The organism is Halobellus ordinarius (genome assembly GCF_031823395.1).
GTDB lineage: Archaea > Halobacteriota > Halobacteria > Halobacteriales > Haloferacaceae > Haloquadratum > Haloquadratum ordinarius.
This window is the reverse complement of sequence record NZ_JAVQKJ010000003.1, coordinates 157,901-183,171: the sequence shown is the minus strand read 5'-3', so window position 1 is coordinate 183,171 and position 25,271 is coordinate 157,901. Positions and strand designations below refer to the sequence as shown.

Sequence of the window (25,271 nt, the reverse complement as noted above, 5' to 3'; positions counted from 1 at the left end):
GCGTGTGCACACTGACACTCGCCTGGCGCGCGTTCGACGAAGCGCCGGTCGTCGTGGCCGCAAACCGCGACGAGTTGCTAGAGCGGGATGCCGACCTCCCGACCGTCGAGGCGGGCGATCCTTCCTTCGTCGCGCCCCGTGACGCCGAGGCGGGCGGCACCTGGATCGGCTACAACGAGTCCGGCGTGTTCGCCGGGATCACGAACCGCTGGGTCGAGGTTGCCGAGGGCGGCGAGCGGTCCCGTGGACTGCTCGTCCGGGATGTGCTTCGCGCGGAGAGCGCCGCGGCAGCGCGAGCAACGGTCGAAGCGGCGGTCGAGACGGATACCTACGACGGATTCAATCTCGTCGTCGCCGAACGGGGCGACGGTTCGACGGACGAGGCGCCGGCGGCGTATCTCTTCGAGTGGGACGGCGACCTCGAGATCCGTCGGCTGGAGCCCGGCGTCCACGTTGTCGTCAACGTCGGCGTCGACGGCGAGTACGTCGAACCCGAGAGAGAGCCCAGCCGCGGTCGCGAGCAGGCTCAGAACGCCGAACGAGTCCGCGAGGCGCTCGATCCGGAGGCCTTCGAGTCGGCCGCGGCGTGGCGGGATGCCGCAGCCGAGGTTCTCGGCGACCACGACTACGGCGTCTGCATCCACGAACCCGAGCGAGGGTTCGGCACCCGATCGTCCTCTCTCATCACCCTTTATGTCGACGGCAGCACCGACTTCGCCTTCGCCGATGGGCCGCCGTGTGAGACCCCGTTCCGTCGGGTCGAAAGTCAACTTTAAACGACTCGCGGGCGTCCCTCGGGGTATGAGCGCAGGAGCCGCCGAAGCGGAACTCTCGGAGGACGAACTCGAAGGGCTGGAACTCATCCGGGAGACGGGGGGGATCCACCAGAGCGACTTCTGGAAGGAACTCGACATTTCCTCGCGGAAGGGCAGCCGGATCGCCGACCAGCTCGCCTCCCTCGGTCTCATAGAGCGCGAGGAGACAGTCTACAACGGTCACAACACGTACCACCTCGAACCCGCCGCCCGCGACCTCGACTTCTCGCTTCTGATGGCGGGCGATATGCTCTCGCCGTTCATCGGCGAAGAGGAGGTCAACCACAACAGCGACGCCTTCTCGCAGTGGCTGATGAACCTCGCCTACGAGGAGTACTGAGTTTTTCAGACGCGGCAGTTTCTCGATCGTCGTCACCCCGGAGTGGCGGGGTTCTGCAGTCGCGTGTCTCCTAGGTGTAGTTCGCTCCGTACTCCGATCGGACGTGCTAACGACGGACAGCACCGTGGAGTCGACGGATCGAACCCACGGCCCTGAAAAATCGACGCAGGGTAGTTCCCGCACGCGATGTGCGCTGGCGAGGGATCGTCTCGCCCGCACCGACGGGGCGTTACTCCTCGTCTTCCTCGCCTTCGTCGGCTTCGTCTTCGGACGGTTCGAGGTCGTTCTCGGCGATGTACTCGGCGATCTCGTCGTTGTCGAGTTCGACGAACGCCTCCGACTCCGTCGAGACCGTGGCCACGTCGACGCCGTTTGCGGCGAGTTCGTCGTCGTTCGCCGTCGCGATGGCGCGCAGCGCCAGGCCGACGCCCTCATCGAGCGTCAGGTCGTCCTCGTAGTTCTCCTCCAGATAGTCCTGAAGGTCGTTGCGGTCGGCGCCGATCGAGACGGCCTTCCACTCGTAGGGCGTCCCCGAGGGGTCCGTCTCGTAGAGCCGCGGCGTGCCGTTCTCGATCCCGCCGATGAGGAGGGCGACACCGAACGGCCGTGCGCCGCCGACCTGCGTGTACTGCTGGATGTGGTCGGTGACGTTCTTCGTCAGCGTCTCGATCCCGACCGCCTCGCCGTACCGCAGCCGGTTGACCTGCGCCTGCCGCCGCGCGAAGTCGATGAGCTGTCGGGCGTCGGCGACGTGGCCGGCCGAGGCGATCCCGGCGTGGTCGTCGGCCTTGTGGATCTTCTCGACGCTCGTCGGCTCCATCAGCGGGGAGCGCGATCGCTTGTCGGCCGCGAGCACGACGCCGTCAGGCGTCCTGACGCCGACGCTCGCTGTCCCTCGCTTCACCGCCTCCCGGGCGTACTCTACCTGGTAGAGACGACCGTCCGGCGAGAAGATCGTGATTCCACGGTCGTATGCCTGCTGTTGGGCTTGTCCCTGCATAGTATCACTCGAAATCGAGCCGCGTCGCGCCCGCGAACCCGTCTGCTCCCGCGACGTCGACGCGCCTGTCGCGAACGACGGCGGAGTGAGGTTCGTCCTCGAACACGACGTCTCTCTGTTCTTCACCTCCGGCCCGACCGTTCAAATACCTTTCCTCACAGGCACGAACGGTCCCCGAGATTCCGCGGACGCGGATGCCCACTGGCTGGCCGTCGATACTGTCCAAGGAGGCGATCGCCGCCCGGGCCCGGTCTTCTTTGCCCCGGTACGCCCGGACGATCGCCTCGCCGTCGCCGTCGGCGAACGCAAAGGAGATCACGGTCAGATCCGTCTCGGCGCTGCCGACGTCGCCGTAGAGATTCTGTGCGGCGTACCAGAGGTCCCGCTGGAACGTCCCGCGGTCGACCGTCGCGTCGGGCCACGCCTCCAGCTCGACGGCCAGATAGCGCCACCGCGGCTGGAGGTGTTTCGGGAGGTGCTTCATTCGTCCTCGGTCGGGATGGAGACCCGCTCGCTCGCCGTCCCGTACCGCTCGGCGACCAGGACGCCGACCTGCTCGTGGACCCGCTCGACGCCGGTGAGGACGAAGCCCTCGTCGGTCAGCGCGTCCACGAGCAGCCCGACCGTCGCGGGATCGTCGACCTCGGGGCTGTAGAAGGGCTCGTCGGGATCCGGTTCGCCGAAGAACATCACGTCGCCGAGGACGAACCGGTCGGGGTCGAGGTCGGCGATGATCGCGATCGCCTCGCGCTTTTCGTCGTCCGAGAGGTGATGCATCGCGAAGTTCGAGGTGACGATGTCGACCTCGCCCTCGTAGTTCGGCTCCCGGAAGCTTCCCTCGCCGAACTCGACGTTGTCGATACCGGCGTCTTCGGCCTTCGAGCGGGCCTCGGCCAGCATTCCCTCGCTGATGTCGCGGCCGACGACGCGCTTTGCGTCCGGTGCCAGCGCGAGCGCGATTGCGCCCGTTCCCGTCCCGAGATCCAGGACGACGTCGTCGCCGGCGGGCGCCGCGTTCTCGACGACGAGATCCGCACACGCGAGATACTCAGTGGAGTCCTGCTCGTCGTCGTACGACGAAGCCGCCGCGGAAAAGCGCGCCGCGTGTTCGTCAATCGTCTTCTTCATACCGGCCACATTCGACGCCCGGGGCAATGAACGACTCGGACAGTCGCCGACGGTTGCGATCGACGAGTCGCCCCCACGCTTCGAGGCCGTCGCGGATCCACCCCGCGCCGAGGCCGATCTCTGCGCCGACTGCGGCCAGTTCCCGGTGGGCCCGTACCTCCAGGTGCGAACCGGGATTCGCGCTGACGACGTACGGCGCGTCGTAATGATCGAGCAGGCGCTTCAGCCGCCGGAGTTTCTCGAGGTGGCGGACGCGACCGCCCCCGCGGGCCCGCAGCGCCGGGCCCAGGTTCACCTCGATCCGGACGTCGTTGTCGCGGGCGGCCTTCGCGAGCACGTGGTTGACGTCGCCGTCGCCGCCGACCGCCCCGTCGTCCCGTGCTGTCCCCTCGAACGGACGCGTGAGCACGTCGACGCGCGCCTGTTCGACGGCGAAGCGGTTCAGCGCGTCCGTCCCGCCGGCGACCAGAACGAGCGTGTGATCCGTGCGGGCGTTTCCGACTGCGCCGCTGGCGTGTTGGGGGTCGGGGGCGACGATCTCGGCGGCGTCGACGACGTCGACCGGATACGCCTCGCGCAGGCGCTCGTAGTCGGGGGCGGCCTCGTTCGCGCGGACGACCACACCCTCGTACCCGTAGCGGTCGACCGTCGTCGCGAACCGGGCGGCCGTGCTGCGTCCGTCGGGGTGGGCGTGGACCGCCTCGTACATAGCCGCGAGAACGCGGCGGGGGCGTATGGGGGTTACGGATCAGCGGGCGTTCGGGCAGGAACGGCGAGGGTGCCTCGCCGGCGTGTTACTGCCGTGACTGCAGGGCCGCCACGCCAGCCACGAACGCCGAGAGGGCTGCGAGGATCCCGAATCCAGGCGTCGAGGTCGCGGAGCCGGAATCTGTTGCTGTGGCCGCGTCGTCACGGATCGGAACGTCGAAATCCGCGGACTGGTCGCCGTCGGCCACGCTTACCGAGACGGTAACCGAGTCGTGTGTCTCCACCGCGGAGAGATCGAACGTCGCGTTCCAGGCACCGTCCGGACCGACGGTGGTCGACGTGGTCTGCAGGAACTGCGGGCTCGTCTCGCCGGCGGAACTGACTCGCACGCGGATTTCCGTCCCGGAGTCGAGGCTCGTCGTTCCCTCGATCGTCGCGTTAGCCGTCGAATGGACGGATTCCGTCTCTACCTCGAAGATCGATCCATCCGACTGTCCGACGGCAGGACCGACAGCCACCGCCGAGAGCACGAGCAACGCGGCGATACCGAGCGCGATGGTCGAGCGGGCGGGTCGCAGTTTGTTCAGTTTATCGAGACAGTCGGGTGGAGGGCTCACAGTCATCTGCCTTCGGGAGAACGAGCGTGCACGACAAGTACCCAGGGAATACTTAAATCGCCGCTTTAACCGTTCTGAGGGCGGTTATTCCACCAACCGCCGAGTCGCATCCGTCAGCGCCGCGGCCGCGCGCTCGACGTCGGCGACGTCGACGTACTCGCGTTCGGCGTGGGCGACCGCGCCCTCCTCGTCTGCGAGGACGCCCGGGCCGAACACGACGACCGGCGCGGGCGAGAAGTACGACGCCTCGGTCGCGGCGGTGAAGGGGCGGACGGTCCCGGAGCCACCTGCCCGCTCGGCGGCGGCCGCGAGCGTCCGGACGAGTTCGTGGTCCCCGTCGGTCGCAAAGGCCGCCAGAAACGGCGTCGGCCGGTCCGTCAGCGCGAAGTCGACGCCGACCGGATCGGCGACCGACTCGCGGACGGCGGTTTCCAGTTCCCGCCGGAACTCTTCGGCGGTCTCCGGCGGGACACTCCGGCGGTCGAGAACGAGTTCACAGCGCGCCGGGACCTGGTTCGTCGCCGCGCCGCCGGTCACCGTCGTCGGCGTCAGCGTCGCCGGCCCCAGTTGGGGGTGAGGCTCGCGGTCTGCATCGAACGACCGGATCGCCGCAAGCGCCCCTTCGAGGCCGGCAACGGCGTTGACTCCGGAGTCTGGTTCGGCTGCGTGGGCGGCCGATCCCGAGAGCGTGAGCGTGCCCTGGAAGCGACCCTTCGCGGCCGAGCAGACGTCCAGCCCGGTCGGTTCGCCGACGATATACATATTGCCGTCGAGGTCGAGCGCGGCCGCGCCGGTCGATAGCGCCTCCTCGTCGGGCGTCACCGCGAGCGTGACGCGGGCGTCGGCGGCCGGATCGACCGCGAAGAAGGCCGTGAGGATGGCCGCGAGCGGGCCCTTCGCGTCGCAAGAGCCACGCCCGTGGATCCGGAGCAGGTCGTCGTCGTCCGCGTCTGCCTGCTCAGTCTCGCCGGCAAACTCGCGCTCGAACGGGACGTGCGGCGAGACGGTGTCGATGTGCGTGTTGAAGACGAGATGCGCCCCCGCAGTCGCGGCGTCAGCGCCCTTCGAGGCAAGCGTGTTGCCGGCGTCGTCTACGTGAACGTCGACCCCCTGTGTCTCCAAAGTCTCGACCAGCAGGTCCCGCATCTCACCGACGCCCTCGTTCGAGGCGACGGGGACGGCGCGTTCGAGAAAGGCGATCGGATCGAAGTCGTCGCCGACAGTCTCGGCCACAGCGTCGCCGCCGTCAGTGCGTGCTGCGCCGGGGGCGCCCACTCCCTCGTTCATCTACCTCGACCGGACGACCAGTGCCAGGTCGTCGGCGAACTCCCGTTCGGCGGGGCCGGCGAGCGTCGCCGGGCCGTCGTCCGGCACGGTGATCCGCAGGTCGCCGCCCGGCGGACTGACGATCACTGGATCGTCGCCGTCGATCTGTCCGAGTCGCTTCGCGACAGCTGCGACGGCGACCGCACCCGTGCCACAGGAGCGCGTCTCGCCCTCGACGCCGCGCTCGTACGTCCGCTGGCGGAAACGGGGCAAGTCTCCGATGTTCTCATCGGCACCCGCCGCGCCGCCGCTTTCGTCCGCCGAATCGACCCGAGACGCGACCGTGACGTTCGCACCCTCTGGGAAGATGTCGGCGTAGCGGACGGCGGGCGCGATCGCGTCGAGATCGACGTCGTCGACGTCGTCGACGAGGGCGACGGCGTGGGGAACGCCGGTGTTCACCGCGGTGACGGCGAGTCCCTCAACCTCGGACTCGATCAGTTCGGCGTCGCGTGCGAGCGGCACCTCCTTCGGCGCGAAGGAGGGCCGCCCCATCTCGATCGTGACGTCGTCGCCGTCGACGACCGCGTGGCGCGTGCCCGCGGGCGTATCGATCATCAGTTCCGTGGCGCCGGTCCGCTCGGCCGCCCACGCTGCAGCGACGCGGGCGCCGTTGCCGCACATCGCCGCAACGGACCCGTCGGGTTGCACGAGGGTCATCACGACGCGGGGTGGCGAGTAGCGTTCTTCCAAGGCGAGAAAGAGCACGCCGTCGGCGCCGGTTCGTTCCGAGGACTCGTGGCTTACGCCGGTCTCCCGGTCGCAGTGGGCCGCCGCAAAGGCCGGCCGGTCGGGAATCGACTCGGCGGCGTCGACGACGATGAAGTCGTTGCCGGTGCCGTGGTACTTCTCCACGGCGACGTGGTCGTGCTGTAGGCTCATTGTTCGAGTGCTGTGAGGTCAGTCAGGGACTCCCGCCGCCGCGCGAGTCGGACGGTCGTGCCGGAGCGGACGACTTCCGCCGGCCGGGGTCGCGAATTGTAGGTGCTGGACATCTCGTATCCGTACGCGCCCGCGTTCCCCACCGCGAGGATATCCCCCCGTCGAGGCCGCGAGAGCGGTCTGTGTTCACACAGTACGTCCGCGGACTCACAAATAGGTCCCGCTACGGTCGTATCGACCGTTTCGGCGTCCTCTGACGCTGTGACGTTCGAAATCGCGTGATACGCGTCGTACATCGCCGGACGGAGGAGCGTCGTCATCCCGGCGTCGACGCCGACGACGGTCGCGTCGCGCGCCCGCTTCACTGTGTTGACCCGGGTGAGGAGGACGCCCGCGTCGGCCACGACGTAGCGGCCGGGTTCGACTGCGAGCGCGGCGTCGACGGTCCCGAGGGCCTCACGCGTCGCTTCCGCCACCGCGTCGAGGTCCAGCGGCGGTTCGTCCTCGCGGTACGGGACGCCGAAGCCGCCGCCGACGTCGACGAACTCCAGGGAGCCGGTCCGCGATTCGATCTCCCGCGTCAGGTCGCCCATCCGCCGGACGAGTTCGCGGTGCGCCGAGAGGTCCTCGCCGGAGATGCCGCTGCCGGCGTGGGCGTGGACGCCGACGAGGTCGAACTCGGCGGCCCACTGGTCGGCGAGTTCCGCGACGCGCTCGATCGGAATGCCGAACTTCGCGTTCGCGCCGGTCCGGACCTTCTCGTGGTGGCCGGCACCGACGCCGGGGTTCGCGCGGATGCAGAGCCGCCCGTCGAAACCGCGGTCCCGCAGTCGGTCGGCCGTGTCGGCCGCTCCGACCGTGACCGTGAGTCCGGGGTGGTCGCGCCAGCGGTCGACGACGTGGTCGAGGTCGCGTCCCGGCGGATTGACCGCTGTATACTGGATTCGGTCGCCCGTGAAGCCGGCCGCGAGCGCGCGCTCGACCTCGCCCGCGGAGGCGCACTCGACGTCGAGCCCGGCCTCGCGGACGGTCTGCAGGACGGGTCGGCCGATGTGGGCCTTCGCGGCGTAGCGGACGTCCGCGTCGGGAAACGCCGCCTGCAGCCGTGTGCAGTTCTCATCGACCCGATCGAGGTCGACGACGTAGAGCGGGGTCTCGAACTCCTCGGCGAGCGCCCCGAGGTCGCCCTCGTCCCACTCGGCGAGGCGACGGACCGCCGGCCCTCCGCCGTCGACGTCTGTCATTCCCGCAGCGCCTCCTCGCGTCTGGTGTTGTCGAGGGTATCGTCCTCGATGTCGAGCGCGACCACCGCGGGCTTGTACGCGCCGGACTCGAAGAGGTCGTGGTCGCCGAGCGACGACTCCACGTACCGGGTGAACGCGCGGCGGTCCGACGGCAGGTGGCCGTAGATGACTTCCTCCTCGACGAGGTCGTACACCGGGATCCGCGGGCTGAGCAGCGTGTTCTCCCCGACGACGGTGTTCTCCCCGACGTGGAACCCGGAAGTGACGCGACAGCCCGCGCCCAGTGAGACGCCGTCCTCGATGATCACCGGGGCGTCCTCGACGGGTTCGAGCACGCCGCCGATCAGCGTGTTGGCGCCGAGCTTGACGTTCTCGCCCAGCTGAGCGCAGGAGCCGACGGTGTCGCAGGAGTCGACGAGCGTCCCGTCACCGACGTAGGCGCCGACGTTGACAAAGGAGGGCGACATCATAATGCAGTCCGAGCCGAGGTACGCGCCGCGGCGGATGGCAGTCCCGTCCGGCGTGTTTCGGGTCCCCCGGCGGCCGAGGTCGGTCGTCGAGCGCAGCGGCAGCACGTCGTAGTACGTGACGCCGCCGTACTCGCGGGGCTCCGTCTCGCGGAGGCCGAAGTTCAGCAGGATGCCGCGCTTGACCCACTCGTTGACGACCCAGCCGTCCGGGCCGCTGCCGCCCGTCTGTTCGGCCGCGCGGATCTCGCCCGCTTCGAGCGCGTCGATGAAGGCTTCGAGGGTCGACTGCGCCGCCGAGCCGGCGGTCGCGGCGTCGACGTCGTCGTTCTGGTAGCGCTGCCACAGGTCGCTGATTTCGGATTCCAGTGTCATCGTGTGTTCCCTCCCGCGTCGCCGCCATCCAAGACTTCGTCGAAATCGTATCGGCCCGCCTCGCGCCCGGCGAGCCAGGCCGCGGCGTCGAGCGCCCCGTTGGCGAAGATGCGCCGCGAGCCGGCGCGGTGTGTCAGCTCTACGACCTCGTCGTTGCCGGCGAGCAGGATCTCGTGCTCGCCGGTGATGTCACCGGCTCGCCGCGCGTGGACGCCGATCTCGTCGCCCTCGCGCGGTTGGTCGCCGACGCGCCCGTGGACGCGATCGGCGCTTTCGGCGCTTTCGTCGTCCGCACTCGACGCCCGTGCGTCGTCGATGTCGTCGAGGATCGTCAGCGCGGTCCCCGAGGGCGCGTCCAGCTTGCCGTTGTGATGCGTCTCCGTCATTTCGATATCGTACCCGGGTAGCGCGGCGACGGCCTCGCGGACCGCCCGCCGGAGTGCCCCGATCCCGCGTGAGAAGTTCGAGGCCCGCAGGAACGGGACCGCTGCCGCGACGGAATCGAGCGTCGCTACCTGCCCGTCGTCGTACCCGGTCGTGCCGACGACGACGGCGATGTCGTTGTCGGCGGCGGTCCGGAGGTAGCCGACGCTCGCGTCCGGGACGGTGAAGTCGACGAGGACGTCGACGTCGTATTCGGCGAGCGCCGAACCGAGTTCGTCGGCGGCGACGACGGCATCCGGTGCGGCGGGAGCGTCGCCGCTCGGAACGGCTCCGGGATTTCGGCTCGCCGCGAGAACGTGGTCGACGGTGTCGCTGTCGGCCGCGGCGGCGAGGAGTTCGCCGCCCATCCGGCCGCTCGCCCCGGTGATCGCGACGCGGAGACCGCCGGCCATCACACCGCCTCCGTCTGCTCGCGGCCCGGGCCGTCTGCCGCTTCGAGTTCCGCGAGGATGCGTTCGAGTTCCTCGCGGGGCTCCTCAGAGAGGTCCGTCAGCGGCGAGCGCACCGTGTCGGCGCTGTGGCCGCGGATCTCCATTGCGGCCTTGACCGGGATGGGGTTCGTCTCGGCGAACAGCTGGCGGAACAGCGGCGAGAGCTCGTAGTGGAGTTCGCGGGCGCGCTCCATCTCGCCGGCGAGCGCGGCGTCGACCAGGGCGACGGCCCGCTCGGGCTCGACGTTGCCGGCGACGGAGATGACGCCGCGGCCGCCGAGCGCACAGATGGGCAGCGTCAACGCGTCGTCACCGGAGAGCACCGCGAGGTCCTCGTCGCGGGTGTACTCGATGACCTCCGAGATCTGCGCGATGTCGCCGCTTGCGGCCTTGTACGCTCTAATGTTCTCGTGGGACGCGAGTTCGGCGACCGTCTCGGGTTCGATGTTCTGTCCCGTCCGCCCCGGGACGTTGTAGACGATCTGCGGGAGGTCGACCGCGTCGGCGATCGCCCGGAAATGTTCGCGGAGGCCCGCCTGCTCGGGCATATTGTAGTACGGCGAGATGAGCAGCAGGCCGTCGGCGCCCGCCTCGGCCGCGCGTCGGGAGAGGGCCAGCGCCTCGTGGGTCGAGTTCGAACCGGAGCCGGCGATCACCGGCACGTCGTCGACGGCCTCGACGACCGTCTCGACGACCTCGATGTGTTCGTCGTGCGTCAGTGTCGCGCTCTCGCCGGTCGAGCCGGCGGGAACGAGGCCGGCGACGCCGGCGTCTTCGAGCCGCTGAGCGTCGGCAGCGAGCGTTTCGTGGTCGATCTCTCCGTCGGGTGTAAAGGGCGTGGTCATCGCGGGGAACACGCCGGTGAAGTCGAGTTCTGTCATAGGTTGTGTGTACTGTTGTCTGCGGTCGGTGATATGTCGATCCGGGTCGGTCGAAAACCGGTGCGAGCCCGTCGAAAGTCGCCAGGGACGGGGATGCCACTCCCGCCCAGAGCGTCAGGGCGCGCGTTTTTTACCACGGAAAAGAGTGCCACGCGCCGCTATCGGACGCGGCAGGTCCGAGGTCGAGAGCGTGGCTCGTCTCACGTACGGGCAACTGTTCGCCGGTATAATATACGTTTCGACGTCCGACCGCCAGCAGGATCCAGTGCCGCGTCGGCGACGCCGGCGGGCGCGCGACCGGACATTCATGTAGGATGCCGCCCCCACGTTGTATATGACCGAAATCCACTCGAACCAGCGGGTGGCGATGCTCGCCGACGCGCAGAACCTCTATCACACCGCCCAGAGCCTCTACTCGCGGAACATCGACTACTCCGCGCTCTTGGAGAAGGGCGTCGCGGGCCGGGAACTCACCCGGGCCATCGCGTACGTCATCCGCGCCGACTCCCCGGAGGAGGAGAGCTTCTTCGAGGCCCTCGTCGACATCGGCTTCGAGCCGAAGATCAAGGAGATCAAGACGTTCGGCGACGGGTCGAAGAAGGCCGACTGGGACGTCGGGATGAGCCTCGACGCCGTCACGCTCGCGAACCACGTCGACACGGTCGTCCTCTGTACCGGCGACGGCGACTTCTCCAGGCTGTGTTCGCACCTCCGCCACGAGGGCGTCCGCGTCGAGGTAATGGCGTTCGGAGAGTCGACGGCAGAGGAACTGATCGAGGCCGCCGACACGTTCCTCGATCTCTCGGAGCGACAGGAGACGTTCCTGTTGTGAGCGCGGGCCCCGAGAGTGCCAGCAATCGCCGGCCGCGTCGACAGCAGACGAACCGCGAGCGTCTTGTAAGTCAGGACGGAAGGCCGCAGTATGAGTGACACGGGGAACCAGGAGACGATCGCTGACTTGCGGACGATCGCCGACTACCAGTTCGGCGCGGGCGCCGGCGAAGCGCTGTTCCCACCCGACGCGAGCGGGGCGCTCACCGTCCACCGCTCGACGGGCGGCCGCCCGCGACAGATCGTCGCCGCCAACGGGCGGATCGTCTCCTTCGGTACCGACGGGCGGTTCACCCTGGGACTCGTCGGGGGACGTCGCCTCGTGGACGCGCTCGACGCCCCGGCGTACCGCGTCGTCGTCGGCGAGGAGAGCGATCCGTTCGTCCGCGACGGCAAGAACGCGTTCGCGAAGTTCGTCCGCGAGGTCGACCCCGCCGTCAGGCCGGGCGACGAAGTCGCGGTCGTGCTGGGAGACGACACCGTCCTCGCGGTCGGCCGCGCGGAGCTTTCGGCCGACGCGATGGCCGACTTCGAGACGGGGATGGCCGTGCACGTTCGGGAGGGCGCCGGCGCCGACGAGGACGGCACCGAGCAAGCAAACGACGGGGACTGATCAGAGGCCGAGCGCCGTCAGGAGCGGAACGCCGCTGGCGAGCGCCCCGAGGAGGTAGCCGAGGATCGCCCCGCCGTTCAGAAGCGGGAGCCCCGCGTGGGCCCGCCCTTTCAGCACCATCCACAGCAGCGCGAACAGGCCCGCGAACGTCCCGATCATCGCCGTCAGCGCGGGGAGCGTCAGCGCGGGGAGCCCTGGGACGCCGAGGGAGGGCGTCAACGACGACGGGAGGAAGAAGGCTGCGCTCGCGATCAATACGGTCGGGATGACGGCGTCGCCGAGACCGATGAAGAACGCGTCGCGGACGTCGTCCTCCTCGTCGCTCGCGGCAGTCTCCGCGTCGTCAGCCACGGTAGCGTTTCCGTCTTCCTCCAGGTCGCTCCTTGCCCCGTCGTCACCAGCCACGTTCGCGTCCTCGTCGTCGTCGGTGGCGGCCTCGCCGTCGTCGATGGCGTCCTCGCTGTCGTCGCTGTCGGCCTCGCCCTCGATCGCTTCCGAGCGAGCGTCCGCGAGCGAGTACGACAGCGTCGTCGGGACGACCAACACGACCGGGAGGTTCAGATCCATCACGCCCTCCGCGAGATCGAGCATATGCTCGGTGCCGTAGACGCTGATCGCGTCGTAGACGGCCAGTACGGAGAGCAAAAGGAGTGCAGGCAGGAGGCCGAAACTGATCCCGAACAGCCCCGCTGCGCCCGCGCCCATCACGACGCCCGCGGCGTCGATGACGTACCACTCGGGGTGGACGACGAGGAGGGCCGCCAGTGCGACCGACGCCCCGACCGCGGCCAGCGGCGGCAGCAACACCGAGAAGACGTACCACGCGACCGAAGCGGCCGCGAGGACGACGAACCCGCGGACGATCCAATCGAGGTCGAACTTGAACGCTGCCAGCATCAGCGCGGTTGCGACGAGGATCGCGCCGATGTAGACGAGGCTGTTCGTCGGATCCGAGGGGTCCTCGACGGTCTGGTACCCCTGTTCGTAGAACGTCGGCACGAGCGCCAGCGCACCGAGTTGGACCAGAAGAAACAGCAGGGCGGCGAACCCGACGCCGGCCGCGACGCGTTTTCGCATACGCCCGGAGTTGCGTCTGCCCCACCAAGGGGGTTGTGTTTCGGCGCGTTCGATGCGGGTCCTGCCTCTCGACGCGTCAGAAGCCGGCCCTGGCGTCGTTACCGAGCGTACAGTCGCTCGCCGACGAGCGTCGCTTCCCGGACGTTTGCTTCGGGCGTGATAGCCACGAACGGGCGGGTGACGGGGCCGAAGACGTCGACGACGCGGCCGACCGTCGACAGCGACTCGTCGACGGCTTCGGCACCGATATCGGGGTGGTCGGGCCCGTCACAGCGAACCACGAGGAGACCCTGTGCCATCCGTGAGACGGTTCCGAGGCGTTGCATCGATCAGTCCCGGAGGATGCCGACGTAGGCGGCAACCGCCTGCAGGAGATCGTTCTTCGTGGAGTCGTCGGCACCTTTCACGAGGACTCGACCCCGTGCGTCCCACTCCCGCGGGTGGGTCACGTCGCGTTCGATGACCGCGTCGTAGCCGATCTGCTGGACAGCCTGGGCGATCTCGTCGACCGTGGGCTCGTCGACGGCGTCGTCGAGCGGGACCCGCCGTCCGTCGTCCCGGGAGACGGATGCATCGAGGTAGCGCGGCCAGATGACGTTCTCGACAGCCATAGTCCAACGACCGCGTCGCGCCCGTAATACGGTTGTGATCCGGACGCGGCGAGGGAGGTCCGGTCGAATCACCGAAGCGACGGGGGCCACCGGTCCCGGTCGATGCGTGGAACTTTATTCGATCGCAGCCCACGCGTCGGTATGGATCCAGATCTCACTCGGCTCGACGAGTTCCTCGCAGACGGGGGGTTCGACGGCTATCTCGTCGACGCAGACGAGACAGACTCGACGCAGCGGTATCTCTCGGGCTTCGGCGCGCCCGATCCGTTCGTCACGGTCTACACGCCCGAGACGATCGCGATTCTCGTCTCGACGCTGGAGTACGGCCGCGCACGGACAGAGAGCCGGGCCGACGAGGTGGCGCGGCTGGCCGACTACGACTACCGATCGGTAGCCGACAAATACGGCTCGACCGAGGCGAGAGCACGCGTCGTCGCCGCGTGGCTCGACGACGTAGGCGTCGAGCGCGTCGCGACACCGGAGCGCTTCCCGCTCGGACCCGCGGATCGCCTGCGCGAGCAGGACCTCACGGTCGAACCCGAACGCGAAAACGTCGTCACCGAGATCCGGGCGGTGAAGACCGACGAGGAAATCGAGCACATCCGCGAGGCACAGACAGCCAACGAGGCGGCGATGGAAGCGGCCGAGGAGCTCCTGCAGGCGGCCGAAATCGTCGAGGACGGCGACGACGTCCGCCGGCTCCACCACGAAGGGGAGCCCCTGACGAGCGAGCGTCTCAAGGAAGAAATCGAGGTGACGCTGCTCCGACACGGCTGTGCGCTCGACGAGACCATCGTCGCCTGCGGGGCCGCCGCCGCCGACCCACACGACCGCGGGAGCGGGCCGCTGACCGCCGGCGAGACGATCATCGTCGACATCTTCCCGCAGTCGAAGGCGACGAAGTATCACGCGGATATGACGCGGACGTTCGTGAAAGGCGAACCCACATCGACGATCCGGGAGTGGTACGACCTGACCCACGAGGCACTCGATGCTGCTATCGATGCCGTCGAACCGGGCGCGACCGGTCAGGCCGTCCACGACGCCGTCTGCGACGTCTACGAGGACGCCGACGTCCCCACGCTGCGTTCGGATCCGACCGCCGAGACCGGATTCATCCACTCGACGGGTCACGGCGTCGGCCTGGACGTCCACGAACTCCCGCGGCTCTCCCCGGACGGCGGCGAGTTGCAATCGGGCCACGTCGTGACTGTCGAACCCGGGCTGTACGACCCGGCCGTCGGCGGCATCCGAATCGAGGATCTCGTGGTGGTTACCGAGGACGGCTGTGAGAACTTGACCGAGTATCCGATTCAGCTGCAGGTATCGGACTGAACGGACCGGAGACGACCCGACGAGTGGCCGCTAACTCGACGATTCGCCGGGGCTGGCAGCCCCGCCCGAGCGTCCTTTTTCATCCCGGTACGCCCGCAGCAGCGATTCGAGTGCGTCACCAGTCGCGGGAGTGAGAACACCCGCTTCCTGGCGGACCACACGGTCGCCCTCGAGCAGGAACGCGTAAATCGTCTCCTCGTCGATGATGCCAAGGCGGCGGCGGAACGCCTGTTTGTCGACCGAGAGCAGCAGCGTGTTCTTGTGCCGGGACGTGCGTGCATTGGTCGGCGTCATTCCCCCCGACGACGAGGGTGGTAACATCCCCCTTCGGCTCCCGACGACGACGAGTTCGTAGTACGCGAAATGCTCGAAGCGGTCACACAGGTCGGACGAGAGTCCCCGCCAGGAACCCACGAGCGACCGTTGTCGCTGGTGAAAACTGACGACCAGAAGCGTCTGTTCACCGTCGAGGTCGTCGGGTAGTTTCAGCTTGCGACCGTTCGTGTCTTTCCCGGGGACCGTGGGAAACTTCATCTGTGAGTGTATCCGTATTATGTCTGTTCGTACGGGCGTCCGATCGCGGACTGACTAGTGCGACGAACCCCCTGCTGGGGCTTTGTGAAACGAGCGGTCGGGCAGCCTCGGAGCGGTCGGTGCATCCCCCGTGCGGATACGCTGCCGACCAGAAAATTAAATCTACTGCTCCAAAAATCACACTTGATACTGGTCGTCCCAGTGGAGTACCGGACGAGGTGGACGCGATCACGGCACCGAACCCCTTTTGATTGCGGCGGCGCGTAGTCGGCGGCAATGGAGGTACTCGTCGTCGGTGCCGGCGCGATGGGCCGCTGGGCCGGCGAGACGCTCAGGGCCGAATTCAGCGTCGCGTTCACCGACCGGGACCGGGCGGTCGCCGACTCCGCCGCAACCGCGGTCAGCGGACGATCCGTACCGCTCGAGACCACGGAGACGTTCGCGGCGGTCTGTCTCGCCGTGCCGATCAGCGTCGTCGGGGAGGCGATCGAAGCGCACGCCGGGAAGGCGTCCCGGGCGATGATCGACGTGACCGGCGTGATGGCCAAGCCCGTAGAGGCGATGCGCGAGCACGTCCCGACGTGTGAGCGAGCGAGCCTGCACCCGCTCTTTGCACCCGAGAACGCCCCCGGCAACGTCGCCGTCGTCGTCGACGAGTCAGGTCCGGTCGTCGACCGCGCGCTGGATGCCATCGCCGAGGCCGGCAACGACATCTTCGAGACCGGGCCCGCGGAACACGACACCGCGATGGAGACGGTACAGGCGGGCGCCCACACCGCGATTCTCGCGTACGCGCTCGCGGCCGAGGACGTCCGCGAGGAGTTTGCGACGCCGGTCTCCCGAACGCTCTCCGAACTCGTCGGGACGGTCACCGGCGGCACCCCGCGCGTCTACCGGGAGATCCAGGAATCCTTCGAGGGCGCCGACGCCGTCGCTGACGCCGCACGACGCATCGCGGACGCCGACGGTGAGACGTTCGAGCAGTTGTACGAGGCCGCCGGCGAACATCCCGACCCGTCGGCAGCGGACGACCAACCCGCCCACACGTCCGAGAGCAGCCACACGTCCGAGAACGACCATCGAACCGCCGACCGGTCGCAGTCCGGCGGGGGCGAGTGATGATCGACCGCGAGGCCGTCCGCGCGAACGCGAAGTACCTGCGGGAAGTCCGGCCGATCGACCCGGAGGAGATCCACGAGTACATCGAGGGGACGCCGCATCCCGCCGTCGTCCGCGAGACGCTCCGCGAGGAGGCGTACGACCTCGGTCTCTACGAGCGGGCGGACGGAACCTTCGTCCCGGTCACCGACGACCCAGTACCGTTGCCGGGGTGGTCGCCCGACGCCTTCCCCGAGGAGTACGCCTTCGCCCTCGAGGACCAACTGGTCGAGCGCTACGGCCCCGACTGGCACCGCGGCGAGAGCGGCGACCGGCTGCGGGACACGATCCGGCGGCTGAAGGAGGACTACTACCGCGGTAACCCGGTCGAGTACGACGCGGAGGCCGCCCTGGCCTACGCGATCTACCACCTGCCGGACTACTACGCGGCAATCGGTTACGTGCTCGACGATCTTGCCGAGCGAGAGCGACTGCCCCGGACGCTCCAAGTGCTCGACGTCGGTGCAGGGGCCGGTGGACCCGCGCTCGGTCTTCACGACTACCTGCCGGACGACGCCGTCGTCGACTACCACGCCGTGGAGCCCTCGGCGGCAGCCGACGTGCTCGAGGAGATGCTCGGCGAGACCGACCGGAACTTCCGACCGACGATCCACCGCGAGACGGCCGAGGCGTTCGATCCCGCATCCCTCGGCAGCGAGGGGATCGACCTCGTCCTCTTCGCGAACGTCCTGAGCGAACTCGGCGAGCCGGCGGCCGTCGCCGCCCGGTATCTCGCCGCCGTCGCCGCCGACGGCTCGTTCGTCGCGATCGCGCCCGCCGATCGGGAGACGTCGATCGGCCTCCGCGAGGTCGAGCGTGCGCTTTCGCCGGTGGAGTCGGACGTGGCCGTCTACTCCCCGACGCTCCGGCTGTGGCCGGACGCGGCGCCGTCGGACCGCGGCTGGTCGTTCGACCGCCGGGACGACATCACTGCGCCGGGGTTTCAGCAGCGACTCGACGAGGCGGGGGCGGCGGACGCGGACCCGACGGGACCGCGCGAGGGTCGCAGCCCCGGCGACGGCACCTTCCGCAACGAGACGGTGCAGTTCTCGTATGCGGTCCTCCGACCGGACGGCGCCCGGCGTGCCGACGTCCGCGCTGACCCCGACCGCCACGCGAAGATGGCAGAGATGGAACGCCACGTCACCAACCGGATCGATCTACTGGCGGTCAAGCTGAGTCGCGATCTGACCGACGCTCCCGACGCCAACCCGCTTTTCAAGATCGGCGACGGCAGCGAGGCGGTCGAACAGTACGCTGTCTCGACCGTCCAGGATCCGCTGACCGAACCCCTGTTGACGGCGGACTACGGCGCCGTCCTGGCCTTCGAGAACGTCCTCTGTCTGTGGAACGACGACGAGGGCGCCTACAACCTCGTGGTCGACGGCGAGACGGTCGTCGAGTTCGTCGCGTGAGCGCCGCTCGCCGCCTGCGGGCCGCGGCGGCCGGAAAGAGGTCCGGCGGACCGGTCGCAGTCCGCCGAGCGGTACACATTTCCCCGATCCACCGAAGTAGGGGGTATGAGTGAATCGCTCTCCGTCCTCCTGACGAACGACGATGGGATCGACGCCGTCGGGTTCCGGGCGCTCTACGATGCGATTTCGGAATTCGCCGAGGTGATCGCCGTCGCGCCGGCGAACGACCAGAGCGCCGTCGGCCGACAGCTCTCCTCGGACGTCGCGGTCCGCGAACACGAACTCGGGTACGCCATCGACGGCACGCCGGCCGACTGCGTCGTCGCCGGACTCGAATCCCTCTGTCCCGACGTCGACGTCGTCGTCGCGGGTTGTAACAAGGGCGCCAACCTCGGAGAGTACGTGCTAGGTCGCTCGGGTACTGTCAGCGCGGCCGTCGAAGCGGCGTTCTTCGACGTGCCGGCGATCGCGGTCTCGCTGTACGTCCCCGGCGACGGCGAGGTTCCCTGGCACGAACAGGCAGACGATACCGACGACTTCCGCGAAGCCAAGCGCGCGACCTCGTATCTGCTCCGCCACGCGCTCGGCGCGGGTGTCTTCGAGCAGGCGGATTATTTGAACGTCAACGCCCCGATCGCCGACGGCGACGGCCCCGCGCCGCTTGCGATCACCCGGCCGTCCCGACTGTACGATATGACGGCCGAACACGACGGCAACGGGACGATCACCCTGTACGATCGCATCTGGGAGCGGATGCGCGTCGACGACATTCCCGATCCCGACGGAACCGACCGGCGCGCCGTCGTCGAGGGGAAGGTGTCGGTCTCGCCGCTGACTGCGCCGCACACCACAGAGCACCACGAAGCGCTCGACGGCCTCGCGGAGGCGTACCTCGATACGATCTGAGCGGGCCCGTTTGTCGCTTCGTCGTCACTGCTCTACCGCTGCAGGACCGCGACCATCCGAAGCCGTCGGTAGTCGGCGGTCCACGTCCCGTCGTCGTAGAGATTCTCACGGAGCCGATCCTCGACGGCTGAAATCACGTCGGGGCGCTCCGATTCCGGGACAGTGTCAAGCAGGCGATCGCCGAACATTTCGAGCCAGGCGGCCATCCCCGCCTCGCCGTCGTCGAGTTCGGTCGGCCGGTCGAACAGCCGCGCGTAGCGGACCTCGAAGCCGTGGGCTTCCAGCCTCGTCGCGTGTTCGCCCACGCTCGGAAAGTACCACGGTTCAGTTAGCGGCTCGTAGCCGCGGGCCGCCAGTTCCTCGCCCACCGCCTCGACGACGGTGCTGACGTTTCCCTGCCCACCTATAGTAGCGTTTGCAACTGATTACTCATCCGATCGCACGCTGTCGTGCGATCGTGTGAGCGAAGACTTGCAAACGCTACGATAGTTCGGCGACGAACCGCCCGCCAGGCCGGAGCACGTCGGTGACGCTGTCGAGGACCGCCTCCTGGTCGTCAATCCAGTGGAGCACCGCATTGGAGAACACGGCGTCGAAGGGCTCCGCGAACGCGAAATCGCGGGCATCAGCCTGCACGAACCGATGGTCGGGGAACCGCTCGCGGGCGGTCTCGATCATCTCCGCGGAGCGGTCCAGTCCGACCACCTCGGCGTCCGAGTCCGCGATCCGGGCAGTCAGGTGCCCGGTGCCGCAGCCCAGATCGAGGATCCGCTCGTCCGCATCGGGATCGAGCAGGTCGACGACATCGGAGCCGTACTCGTAGACGAACGAGTGAGAACCGTCGTACGCCGCCGCGTCCCAGTCGTTCCGCCTGTCCTCGCTGGGAGCAGTCATCGCTCCGAGTTGGACGCTCGATCGTATATAAACTCCCGTTCGGACGCGACGCAGAGCCGAAGGGAAACGCTCTTTTCGGGTACGGACGGATATCAGGCATATGAGCGACGGGGACGACGACACGGCCGCCGATTCCGAGGCGGAGACGCCAGCGGAGTCGACAGACGCGACGCCCGAGACCCTGAACGAACGCCTCGACTCCGTCGAGTCCGCCCTCGAGGCGGCGGAGACGGAGGCTGACCTCGATGACGCCGAGGCCGATCTCGAAGAGATCGAGGCAGATATCGAGGGGGCCGACCTCCCGGAACCGGAGGAGGACGACGAGGACGCCGAGGATCCGGGCGAGGCGCTCGAATCGCGCATCGGGGACCTCCGCGACGACCTCGATGCCCAGCGCGGCCCCTACGCGAGCGACGTGCTCGACGATATCGACGCGGCGCAGTCGACGGTGACCGACACCCGCTGGACTGACGCCGGGTTCCCGGCGGTCGTCGATGCGGTCTCGGCGTTCGCCGACGCCGTCTCGGAGACGCTCGACGCCGACGTCGCGGTCGGCGAGGACGACGAGGGCGCCGACGCGCTCGATGCGGTGCTTTCGGACGCGGCGACCGCGATCGAGGACGCCGACCTCGATGCCGACGACGACGCGGAGACGATCGAGACACTCGTCGCGGCGACTGACGACCTGCAAGCCGGCCTCGACGACGCCGAAGAGTGGGACGACCTGGAGACGAACGAACAGTTGATGGCCGAAGGCTTCTACGACGTCCTGGGCCACTACAAGGACTACCCGCCGGAGCTGTCGGCGCTGAAGGAGTGGGAGAAGCGCGGCCGCGTGGATATGGTCCTGCTCGCGAAAGACAGCCTCCAGTCGGACTTTATGGAAGAACACTGTATGGACGCGCTGGTCCGGATGGCCAACGCCGACGCGTTCGAGGAGATGCACGGCCTCGCCGAGCGGCGGGACAAAAAGGCCATCAAGGCGCTCGGTCGGATGGGCGCGGGCGCCGAGGGGGCCGTCGAGACCCTCGTCGAGTACGTCGACGCCGACTCGGATCCCGGACTGCAGAAGGTGACGCTCCGCGCGCTGGGCGAGATCGGCTCGACGGACGCGACGCAGGCGATCGCTGACAAACTGGAGATGGACAACGACAACGTCCGGCCGTACGTCGCTCGCGCGCTGGGACTCATCGGCGACACGCGCGCGATCGACCCGCTCGCCGACACCCTCGCCGAGGACGACAGCGACACCGTCCGCGCCGCCGCCGCCTGGGCGCTCCGCCAGATCGGTACCGAATCGGCCCTGGAAACCGTCGCGGAGTACACCGACGAGCGGTCCTACCTCGTCCAGCACGAGGCCGACCTCGCCGCCGCGGCGCTCGGAGACGGCGACACCGACGCGGAAGCGCCGACGGCGTAGCGCTGAACTTTTTGTAGGATCGGCGGGCCAGACGCCCCGTGCCAGAACGGGATCGCCCCGTCCGACTCGTCTGCCTGCTGCTCGTGGTGAGCGTCGCCCTCGGAAGTGTCCCAGCCGTAGTGGGCGGCAGCAGCCAACAGGCGGAATTCGGTGCGCCAACCGACAGAGCCGGCGCGCAAACCAACAGAGCGGCGGTCTCCCCAAACACGACACAGACACCAACCACTGACGCAAACACGTCGACGCCGACAGAGTCGCCGCGTATCGTCGCCGTCTTTCCGGATCCGGTGGCCGACGGCGATACCGGCGAGTACGTCGTTGTCGATCCGGGAAACGCGTCGAACCTGACGCTTTCGGATGGGGAAACCACAGTGAGCGTGCCGCCCGACGCTCCCGTCGCGCTCTCGGCGACGCCGAACGCCACTCGCTCGCTCGTCGATGTTCAGGTCGTCGAGGCGAACCTCCGCCTGTCGAATGCGGGCGAGCGCCTCCGGCTCCGCCGCGATGGCGAGGTAGTCGACCGACTTTCGTACGAGGAAACCGACGAGGGCGAGCGGCTGAACGCGACGACCGGCCGGTGGACGCCGCGGGGGCTGACCCCCCGGTCGGTCGTCGAGACCGGCCCGGCCACCGCGACGGCGTTCGTCCTCCCCGACGCGCCGGACGTGCCGATCGCAACCATCCGCGATGCGGACGAGCGGATCCTCCTCGCCGGCTACACCTTCACCTCGGCCCGCGCGACCGACGCCCTGGTGGCTGCGGTCGAGCGCGGCGTCCGCGTCCGAGTGCTGCTCGAAGGGAGTCCGATCGGTGGGATGACGACCGCTCAGCGCGACCGCCTCGACCGACTCGTCGCGGACGGCGTCGACGTGCGTGTGATCGCGGGTCCGCACGATCGCTTCGCGTACCATCACCCGAAATACGTCGTCGCAGATGACGACGCGCTCGTACTGACCGAAAACTGGAAACCGGCGGGGACCGGCGGGCGGGACAGCCGCGGCTGGGGTGTGCGGGTGCACTCGGTAGCGACGGCCGAGGAACTCGCCGCCGTCTTCGCGCACGACGCCGACGGAATCGACGCCGTCCCGTGGCGCCACCACCGGCGAAACGCATCCTTCGTCGACGGGGAGGCCGCTACCGGTTCCTACAGCCCGAATTTCGAACCTTCGAGGGTCGATATCGCTGGGGTGCGCGTGCTGACGACGCCGGGGAACGCCGGGAGTGGAGTTCGTGAATCGATCGCGGCCGCCGAGGCGAACCTCAGCGTGCTCGTCCCGCGGATCGATCCGGACGGCCCCTACTTCGCCGCGCTCGTCGCCGCCGCCGAGCGTGGCGTCCGCGTTCGAGTGCTGCTCTCGAACGCTCGGTACGACGCAGAGTCGAACCGCGCCGTCGTCGACCGTGTCGATCAACTCCGCGACCGCGGGCTCCCGATCGAGGCACGGATTGCCACTCCAGCCGGTCGCTTCGGGAAGGTCCACGCGAAGGGCGCCATCATCGACGGCGAAACCGTGCTGCTCGGCAGCCTCAATTGGAACGAGGTGTCGGCGTCCGAAAACCGGGAGGTGGTCCTCGCTCTCGACTCGACGGAGGCCGCGGCGTACTACGGCGAAACGTTTCGCGCCGACTGGGAAGCCGCCGGGTCAGGTCGTAGCGACGGTGACGTCCGGGTGAGGCTGACGCTGGCTCTCGGTGCGCTCGCCGCAGTCGTGCTCGCAGGGTTCGTTCTGCGGCGGACAGTCGAATTCGAGTGAGGAAAGGCGCTGTCGGAGGCGTGCCGGTATTCAGATTTCGGTGTCTACGATCGCCTGCGAGGAGAGTTCCTCGTCGAGTTCGGCATCGCCCATCTTCTCGACGAGGCTGTCGATGACCGTCTCGCGCATCCCCTTGACGAACTTGATCGAGCCGACGACGAGGTGGCCGCCGCCGGAGACGCCGCCGCCGACGACCTCCTCGTTGAGCTCCTCGACCATCCGCGGGATGTCGAGGCGGACGCCGTCCGAGCGGAGCACCGCGAAGTCGGGGCCGTAGCCGATCGTGATCACCGGCTCCCCGTGCTCGCGGACCTGCCGGTCGTGGAGTTTCCCGGTCGTCTTCCCCGGCGCGGGGTACGTAAAGCGGTGGGCCCACTCGTCGAGGTCGGCGGTGTAGAGGTGGGCGCCGGAGTCGAGCCGCTCGTGTTCGAGGTGCGGCGCTGCCGCGTCCATCTGTCGCTCGATGTCGCGCTCGGCACGCGTCGCGAGGAACTCGACGAGTTCGCGGTGCCGTTCCTCGTCGTCACAGCCGACGTTCAGGACGTCGTTGACGAGCGACTGGCCGTCGTTGTAGCGCAGCCAGTGGGCGGCGTAATCGAGCGCCTCGCCGACGTCGAGGAGCCGCTCCCGGCCGTAGCCTTCGGACTCCGCAAGCGCGATGTAGTCCTCCATCGCATCGGCCTTCGAGCGATCCGCGAGGCCGGCGACGGCGGGGACGTGTCGCAGTTCGTCGGTCACAGCGGGGTCGATCATCCGCGCGAGTTCGACGCACATCATCCCCGTCGTGATCCGGTAGTCCTCGTCGTAGAGGTACGGGTTGACGTGGGCGTCGAGCAGGTCCTCGACCGCGTCCGGGTCGGGATGGTGGTGGTCGACGACGGCAATCGGCACGTCGTAGTGTGCGAGGTTCTCGTAAGCGGGGACGTCCTCCTCGGTCGAGCCGTTGTCGAGCATCAGGAGGAAGGGGAGCCGCTGGCCGTGTCGGGCGCGGCCCTCGAGTGCGAAGTTCAGATCGCGCGTGACGTCCTCCATCTCGTAGTACGGCGCTTTCGAGGGCAGTCGCTTGATGAGGTGTCGAGAGGCATCCTCGTCGTCGTGGACCGACTCGATGAAATTCGAGAGTGCGAGCTGAACCGGCACCGACGCGCACATTCCGTCACCGTCGGCGTGGTGACGCACGCGAATCGGCCGTCCCTCGAGGACCGTCCGGCGAAGGAGCGCTGCGAGTTCCTGCAGGTCCGCGCGGAGTTTCTCGAAGGCGGGCCACTCGACGAGCGGTTCGACGCTCGCGGGCTCGGCCCGCTCGTCGAACGCCGTATCGAGTCGCTCGCGCGCCTCGGCGAGTTCCTCGTCGGCGAGTCGGGTCATCGAGTCGACCTCCAACTGGAGCGACCCCTCGTGGGCTTCGACGTCGCCGCCGATCCGGACGACGTCGTCGAGATCGACAGCCGGAAACGCGCGGACGCCCGCCTCACGGAACGCGGCCGCGGAGACGATTCCCGTCTCGTCGGCGATCCGGAAGACCGTCGGGCCCCCGGTCTGTTTGATCTGCGCCACCTGGCCCTCGATGTGGACGGCGTCGCCCGCGTTCAGCCCCGCGATCGGGGTGATATCCGGTTCGTGGTCGACGACGACCGTCTGGTAGGTCGACCCGGTGAACACGTCGAAAGCGAGATCGCCGTTCTCCTTGATCTCCTCGAGCGTCACCGTCAGGCGGTCGCCGACCTCGTAGGATCGATCCAGGTTCGATTCGTGGACGAGCCCCGAGACTTCGTCGGAGATGTCGACGAAGACGCCGTACTCGACGACGCCGTTGACGACGGCGTGGTAACGATCGCCCTCCGCGACATCTTCGAGCGTACAGTTCGGTGCGAGATCGTAGACGACAGGTCGCGAGTCGGCCTCCGAATCCGGAGAAGACTCGCCGCCGGAATCCCCGGCGTTATCGGCGTTCATATGGTCTGACAGTGGTGCGCCGCGGTTAAGACTTTACAATCGGCGCGCGCCGGACGTCAGTTTGCAGTTGCTCGGTTTCGCCCCCCGACCGGAACCCTTAGAAGGCGAC

The 25,271-nt window shown here is 68.4% G+C and carries 26 protein-coding genes and 1 pseudogene; 10 read left to right on the top strand and 17 right to left on the bottom strand.

Annotated elements, in window-relative coordinates; translation table 11 throughout:
* Positions 1 to 2 precede the first annotated feature (2 nt).
* Entirely contained in the window at positions 3 to 776 is a 774-nt protein-coding gene (locus tag RJT48_RS04340; protein ID WP_311171018.1) for an NRDE family protein, read from the top strand.
* A 25-nt stretch (positions 777 to 801) separates the two neighbouring features.
* Positions 802 to 1,155, top strand: a complete 354-nt coding sequence (locus tag RJT48_RS04335) for a helix-turn-helix transcriptional regulator (protein WP_311171017.1) — start codon at positions 802 to 804, stop codon at positions 1,153 to 1,155.
* A gap of 229 nt (positions 1,156 to 1,384) precedes the next feature.
* On the opposite strand, the gene psmA is transcribed toward RJT48_RS04335, so the two are convergent.
* From psmA to dapA, 11 genes are all read right to left on the bottom strand, one after another.
* A complete protein-coding gene (psmA, locus tag RJT48_RS04330; RefSeq protein WP_311171016.1) occupies positions 1,385 to 2,155 on the bottom strand; it encodes an archaeal proteasome endopeptidase complex subunit alpha in 771 nt (256 codons plus the stop codon).
* A 4-nt stretch (positions 2,156 to 2,159) separates the two neighbouring features.
* Positions 2,160 to 2,639: an Rpp14/Pop5 family protein gene (locus tag RJT48_RS04325; protein WP_311171015.1), complete on the bottom strand. Its 480-nt coding sequence runs from the start codon at positions 2,637 to 2,639 to the stop codon at positions 2,160 to 2,162.
* Positions 2,636 to 3,283, bottom strand: a complete 648-nt coding sequence (locus tag RJT48_RS04320; RefSeq protein ID WP_311171014.1) for a class I SAM-dependent methyltransferase — start codon at positions 3,281 to 3,283, stop codon at positions 2,636 to 2,638. The genes RJT48_RS04325 and RJT48_RS04320 overlap by 4 nt, the downstream gene beginning before the upstream one ends.
* Positions 3,267 to 3,992: an RNase P subunit p30 family protein gene (locus tag RJT48_RS04315; RefSeq protein WP_311171013.1), complete on the bottom strand. Its 726-nt coding sequence runs from the start codon at positions 3,990 to 3,992 to the stop codon at positions 3,267 to 3,269. The genes RJT48_RS04320 and RJT48_RS04315 overlap by 17 nt, the downstream gene beginning before the upstream one ends.
* Positions 3,993 to 4,077: 85 nt before the next feature.
* Complete coding sequence (locus RJT48_RS04310; RefSeq protein ID WP_311171012.1) at positions 4,078 to 4,608, bottom strand: BGTF surface domain-containing protein; 531 nt, start codon at positions 4,606 to 4,608, stop codon at positions 4,078 to 4,080.
* Positions 4,609 to 4,692: 84 nt separating this feature from the next.
* Entirely contained in the window at positions 4,693 to 5,895 is a 1,203-nt protein-coding gene (locus tag RJT48_RS04305) for a M20 family metallopeptidase (protein WP_311171011.1), read from the bottom strand.
* On the bottom strand, positions 5,896 to 6,816 hold the full coding sequence (gene dapF, locus RJT48_RS04300) for a diaminopimelate epimerase (RefSeq protein ID WP_311171010.1): 921 nt from the start codon (positions 6,814 to 6,816) through the stop codon (positions 5,896 to 5,898). It abuts the gene before it with no gap.
* Complete coding sequence (lysA, locus tag RJT48_RS04295) at positions 6,813 to 8,060, bottom strand: diaminopimelate decarboxylase (RefSeq protein ID WP_311171009.1); 1,248 nt, start codon at positions 8,058 to 8,060, stop codon at positions 6,813 to 6,815. Before lysA ends, dapF begins: the two co-directional genes overlap by 4 nt.
* Positions 8,057 to 8,902, bottom strand: coding sequence for a 2,3,4,5-tetrahydropyridine-2,6-dicarboxylate N-succinyltransferase (locus tag RJT48_RS04290; protein ID WP_311171008.1), 846 nt, complete (start codon positions 8,900 to 8,902; stop codon positions 8,057 to 8,059). The genes lysA and RJT48_RS04290 overlap by 4 nt, the downstream gene beginning before the upstream one ends.
* Entirely contained in the window at positions 8,899 to 9,738 is an 840-nt protein-coding gene (gene dapB, locus RJT48_RS04285) for a 4-hydroxy-tetrahydrodipicolinate reductase (protein WP_311171007.1), read from the bottom strand. Before dapB ends, RJT48_RS04290 begins: the two co-directional genes overlap by 4 nt.
* Entirely contained in the window at positions 9,738 to 10,658 is a 921-nt protein-coding gene (gene dapA / locus RJT48_RS04280) for a 4-hydroxy-tetrahydrodipicolinate synthase (RefSeq protein WP_311171006.1), read from the bottom strand. Before dapA ends, dapB begins: the two co-directional genes overlap by 1 nt.
* A gap of 334 nt (positions 10,659 to 10,992) precedes the next feature.
* Here dapA and RJT48_RS04275 point away from each other — a divergent pair, with 334 nt between their 5' ends.
* Positions 10,993 to 11,490 carry a LabA-like NYN domain-containing protein gene (locus RJT48_RS04275; RefSeq protein ID WP_311171005.1) on the top strand — a complete coding sequence of 166 codons (498 nt, stop codon included), beginning with the start codon at positions 10,993 to 10,995 and terminating at the stop codon, positions 11,488 to 11,490.
* A 90-nt stretch (positions 11,491 to 11,580) separates the two neighbouring features.
* Positions 11,581 to 12,102 (top strand): PUA domain-containing protein, encoded by a 522-nt coding sequence (locus tag RJT48_RS04270; protein WP_311171004.1) that lies wholly within the window; start codon positions 11,581 to 11,583, stop codon positions 12,100 to 12,102.
* Here RJT48_RS04270 and RJT48_RS04265 read toward each other — a convergent pair whose 3' ends face one another.
* From RJT48_RS04265 to srp19, 3 genes are all read right to left on the bottom strand, one after another.
* Positions 12,103 to 13,179, bottom strand: a complete 1,077-nt coding sequence (locus RJT48_RS04265) for a presenilin family intramembrane aspartyl protease PSH (RefSeq protein WP_311171003.1) — start codon at positions 13,177 to 13,179, stop codon at positions 12,103 to 12,105.
* A 98-nt stretch (positions 13,180 to 13,277) separates the two neighbouring features.
* Positions 13,278 to 13,505 carry an H/ACA ribonucleoprotein complex subunit GAR1 gene (locus RJT48_RS04260; protein ID WP_311171002.1) on the bottom strand — a complete coding sequence of 76 codons (228 nt, stop codon included), beginning with the start codon at positions 13,503 to 13,505 and terminating at the stop codon, positions 13,278 to 13,280.
* 3 nt (positions 13,506 to 13,508) lie between these two features.
* The gene (gene srp19 / locus RJT48_RS04255; RefSeq protein WP_311171001.1) at positions 13,509 to 13,790 is read right to left on the bottom strand and encodes a signal recognition particle subunit SRP19; all 282 of its coding nucleotides are present in this window, start codon (positions 13,788 to 13,790) and stop codon (positions 13,509 to 13,511) included.
* A 141-nt stretch (positions 13,791 to 13,931) separates the two neighbouring features.
* On the opposite strand from srp19, the gene RJT48_RS04250 reads away from it, so the two are divergent.
* Positions 13,932 to 15,125: a M24 family metallopeptidase gene (locus tag RJT48_RS04250; RefSeq protein ID WP_311171000.1), complete on the top strand. Its 1,194-nt coding sequence runs from the start codon at positions 13,932 to 13,934 to the stop codon at positions 15,123 to 15,125.
* A 30-nt stretch (positions 15,126 to 15,155) separates the two neighbouring features.
* On the opposite strand, the gene RJT48_RS04245 is transcribed toward RJT48_RS04250, so the two are convergent.
* Positions 15,156 to 15,659 (bottom strand): hypothetical protein, encoded by a 504-nt coding sequence (locus RJT48_RS04245; RefSeq protein WP_311170999.1) that lies wholly within the window; start codon positions 15,657 to 15,659, stop codon positions 15,156 to 15,158.
* Positions 15,660 to 15,935: 276 nt separating this feature from the next.
* Between RJT48_RS04245 and RJT48_RS04240 the strand changes: the two genes are divergently transcribed.
* The 3 genes from RJT48_RS04240 (at position 15,936) to surE (ending at position 19,138) form a co-directional block, all read left to right on the top strand.
* Positions 15,936 to 16,778 (top strand): prephenate dehydrogenase/arogenate dehydrogenase family protein, encoded by an 843-nt coding sequence (locus RJT48_RS04240; protein WP_311170998.1) that lies wholly within the window; start codon positions 15,936 to 15,938, stop codon positions 16,776 to 16,778.
* The gene (locus RJT48_RS04235; protein ID WP_311170997.1) at positions 16,778 to 18,232 is read left to right on the top strand and encodes a small ribosomal subunit Rsm22 family protein; all 1,455 of its coding nucleotides are present in this window, start codon (positions 16,778 to 16,780) and stop codon (positions 18,230 to 18,232) included. The genes RJT48_RS04240 and RJT48_RS04235 overlap by 1 nt, the downstream gene beginning before the upstream one ends.
* A gap of 105 nt (positions 18,233 to 18,337) precedes the next feature.
* Entirely contained in the window at positions 18,338 to 19,138 is an 801-nt protein-coding gene (surE, locus tag RJT48_RS04230) for a 5'/3'-nucleotidase SurE (RefSeq protein WP_311170996.1), read from the top strand.
* A gap of 32 nt (positions 19,139 to 19,170) precedes the next feature.
* On the opposite strand, the pseudogene RJT48_RS20620 reads toward surE, so the two are convergent.
* Positions 19,171 to 20,032 (bottom strand): annotated as a pseudogene (locus RJT48_RS20620) (class I SAM-dependent methyltransferase).
* 100 nt (positions 20,033 to 20,132) lie between these two features.
* Here RJT48_RS20620 and RJT48_RS04215 point away from each other — a divergent pair.
* Both RJT48_RS04215 and RJT48_RS04210 read left to right on the top strand, forming a co-directional pair.
* Positions 20,133 to 21,452, top strand: coding sequence for a HEAT repeat domain-containing protein (locus RJT48_RS04215; RefSeq protein WP_311170993.1), 1,320 nt, complete (start codon positions 20,133 to 20,135; stop codon positions 21,450 to 21,452).
* A 38-nt stretch (positions 21,453 to 21,490) separates the two neighbouring features.
* Complete coding sequence (locus RJT48_RS04210; protein WP_311170992.1) at positions 21,491 to 23,206, top strand: phospholipase D-like domain-containing protein; 1,716 nt, start codon at positions 21,491 to 21,493, stop codon at positions 23,204 to 23,206.
* A 30-nt stretch (positions 23,207 to 23,236) separates the two neighbouring features.
* On the opposite strand, the gene han is transcribed toward RJT48_RS04210, so the two are convergent.
* Complete coding sequence (gene han, locus RJT48_RS04205; protein ID WP_311170991.1) at positions 23,237 to 25,162, bottom strand: Hef-associated nuclease; 1,926 nt, start codon at positions 25,160 to 25,162, stop codon at positions 23,237 to 23,239.
* Positions 25,163 to 25,271: the final 109 nt, after the last annotated feature.

What these genes read in the sequence shown, in the direction of transcription:
- RJT48_RS04335 (WP_311171017.1), top strand. Translation starts at nt 802, where the DNA reads ATGAGCGCAGGAGCCGCCGAAGCGGAACTCTCGGAGGACGAACTCGAA.
- psmA (WP_311171016.1), bottom strand. Translation starts at nt 2,155, where the DNA reads ATGCAGGGACAAGCCCAACAGCAGGCATACGACCGTGGAATCACGATC.
- RJT48_RS04325 (WP_311171015.1), bottom strand. Translation starts at nt 2,639, where the DNA reads ATGAAGCACCTCCCGAAACACCTCCAGCCGCGGTGGCGCTATCTGGCC.
- RJT48_RS04320 (WP_311171014.1), bottom strand. Translation starts at nt 3,283, where the DNA reads ATGAAGAAGACGATTGACGAACACGCGGCGCGCTTTTCCGCGGCGGCT.
- RJT48_RS04315 (WP_311171013.1), bottom strand. Translation starts at nt 3,992, where the DNA reads ATGTACGAGGCGGTCCACGCCCACCCCGACGGACGCAGCACGGCCGCC.
- RJT48_RS04305 (WP_311171011.1), bottom strand. Translation starts at nt 5,895, where the DNA reads ATGAACGAGGGAGTGGGCGCCCCCGGCGCAGCACGCACTGACGGCGGC.
- dapF (WP_311171010.1), bottom strand. Translation starts at nt 6,816, where the DNA reads ATGAGCCTACAGCACGACCACGTCGCCGTGGAGAAGTACCACGGCACC.
- lysA (WP_311171009.1), bottom strand. Translation starts at nt 8,060, where the DNA reads ATGACAGACGTCGACGGCGGAGGGCCGGCGGTCCGTCGCCTCGCCGAG.
- RJT48_RS04290 (WP_311171008.1), bottom strand. Translation starts at nt 8,902, where the DNA reads ATGACACTGGAATCCGAAATCAGCGACCTGTGGCAGCGCTACCAGAAC.
- dapB (WP_311171007.1), bottom strand. Translation starts at nt 9,738, where the DNA reads ATGGCCGGCGGTCTCCGCGTCGCGATCACCGGGGCGAGCGGCCGGATG.
- dapA (WP_311171006.1), bottom strand. Translation starts at nt 10,658, where the DNA reads ATGACAGAACTCGACTTCACCGGCGTGTTCCCCGCGATGACCACGCCC.
- RJT48_RS04275 (WP_311171005.1), top strand. Translation starts at nt 10,993, where the DNA reads ATGACCGAAATCCACTCGAACCAGCGGGTGGCGATGCTCGCCGACGCG.
- RJT48_RS04270 (WP_311171004.1), top strand. Translation starts at nt 11,581, where the DNA reads ATGAGTGACACGGGGAACCAGGAGACGATCGCTGACTTGCGGACGATC.
- RJT48_RS04265 (WP_311171003.1), bottom strand. Translation starts at nt 13,179, where the DNA reads ATGCGAAAACGCGTCGCGGCCGGCGTCGGGTTCGCCGCCCTGCTGTTT.
- RJT48_RS04260 (WP_311171002.1), bottom strand. Translation starts at nt 13,505, where the DNA reads ATGCAACGCCTCGGAACCGTCTCACGGATGGCACAGGGTCTCCTCGTG.
- srp19 (WP_311171001.1), bottom strand. Translation starts at nt 13,790, where the DNA reads ATGGCTGTCGAGAACGTCATCTGGCCGCGCTACCTCGATGCATCCGTC.
- RJT48_RS04250 (WP_311171000.1), top strand. Translation starts at nt 13,932, where the DNA reads ATGGATCCAGATCTCACTCGGCTCGACGAGTTCCTCGCAGACGGGGGG.
- RJT48_RS04245 (WP_311170999.1), bottom strand. Translation starts at nt 15,659, where the DNA reads ATGAAGTTTCCCACGGTCCCCGGGAAAGACACGAACGGTCGCAAGCTG.
- RJT48_RS04240 (WP_311170998.1), top strand. Translation starts at nt 15,936, where the DNA reads ATGGAGGTACTCGTCGTCGGTGCCGGCGCGATGGGCCGCTGGGCCGGC.
- RJT48_RS04235 (WP_311170997.1), top strand. Translation starts at nt 16,778, where the DNA reads ATGATCGACCGCGAGGCCGTCCGCGCGAACGCGAAGTACCTGCGGGAA.
- surE (WP_311170996.1), top strand. Translation starts at nt 18,338, where the DNA reads ATGAGTGAATCGCTCTCCGTCCTCCTGACGAACGACGATGGGATCGAC.
- RJT48_RS04215 (WP_311170993.1), top strand. Translation starts at nt 20,133, where the DNA reads ATGAGCGACGGGGACGACGACACGGCCGCCGATTCCGAGGCGGAGACG.
- han (WP_311170991.1), bottom strand. Translation starts at nt 25,162, where the DNA reads ATGAACGCCGATAACGCCGGGGATTCCGGCGGCGAGTCTTCTCCGGAT.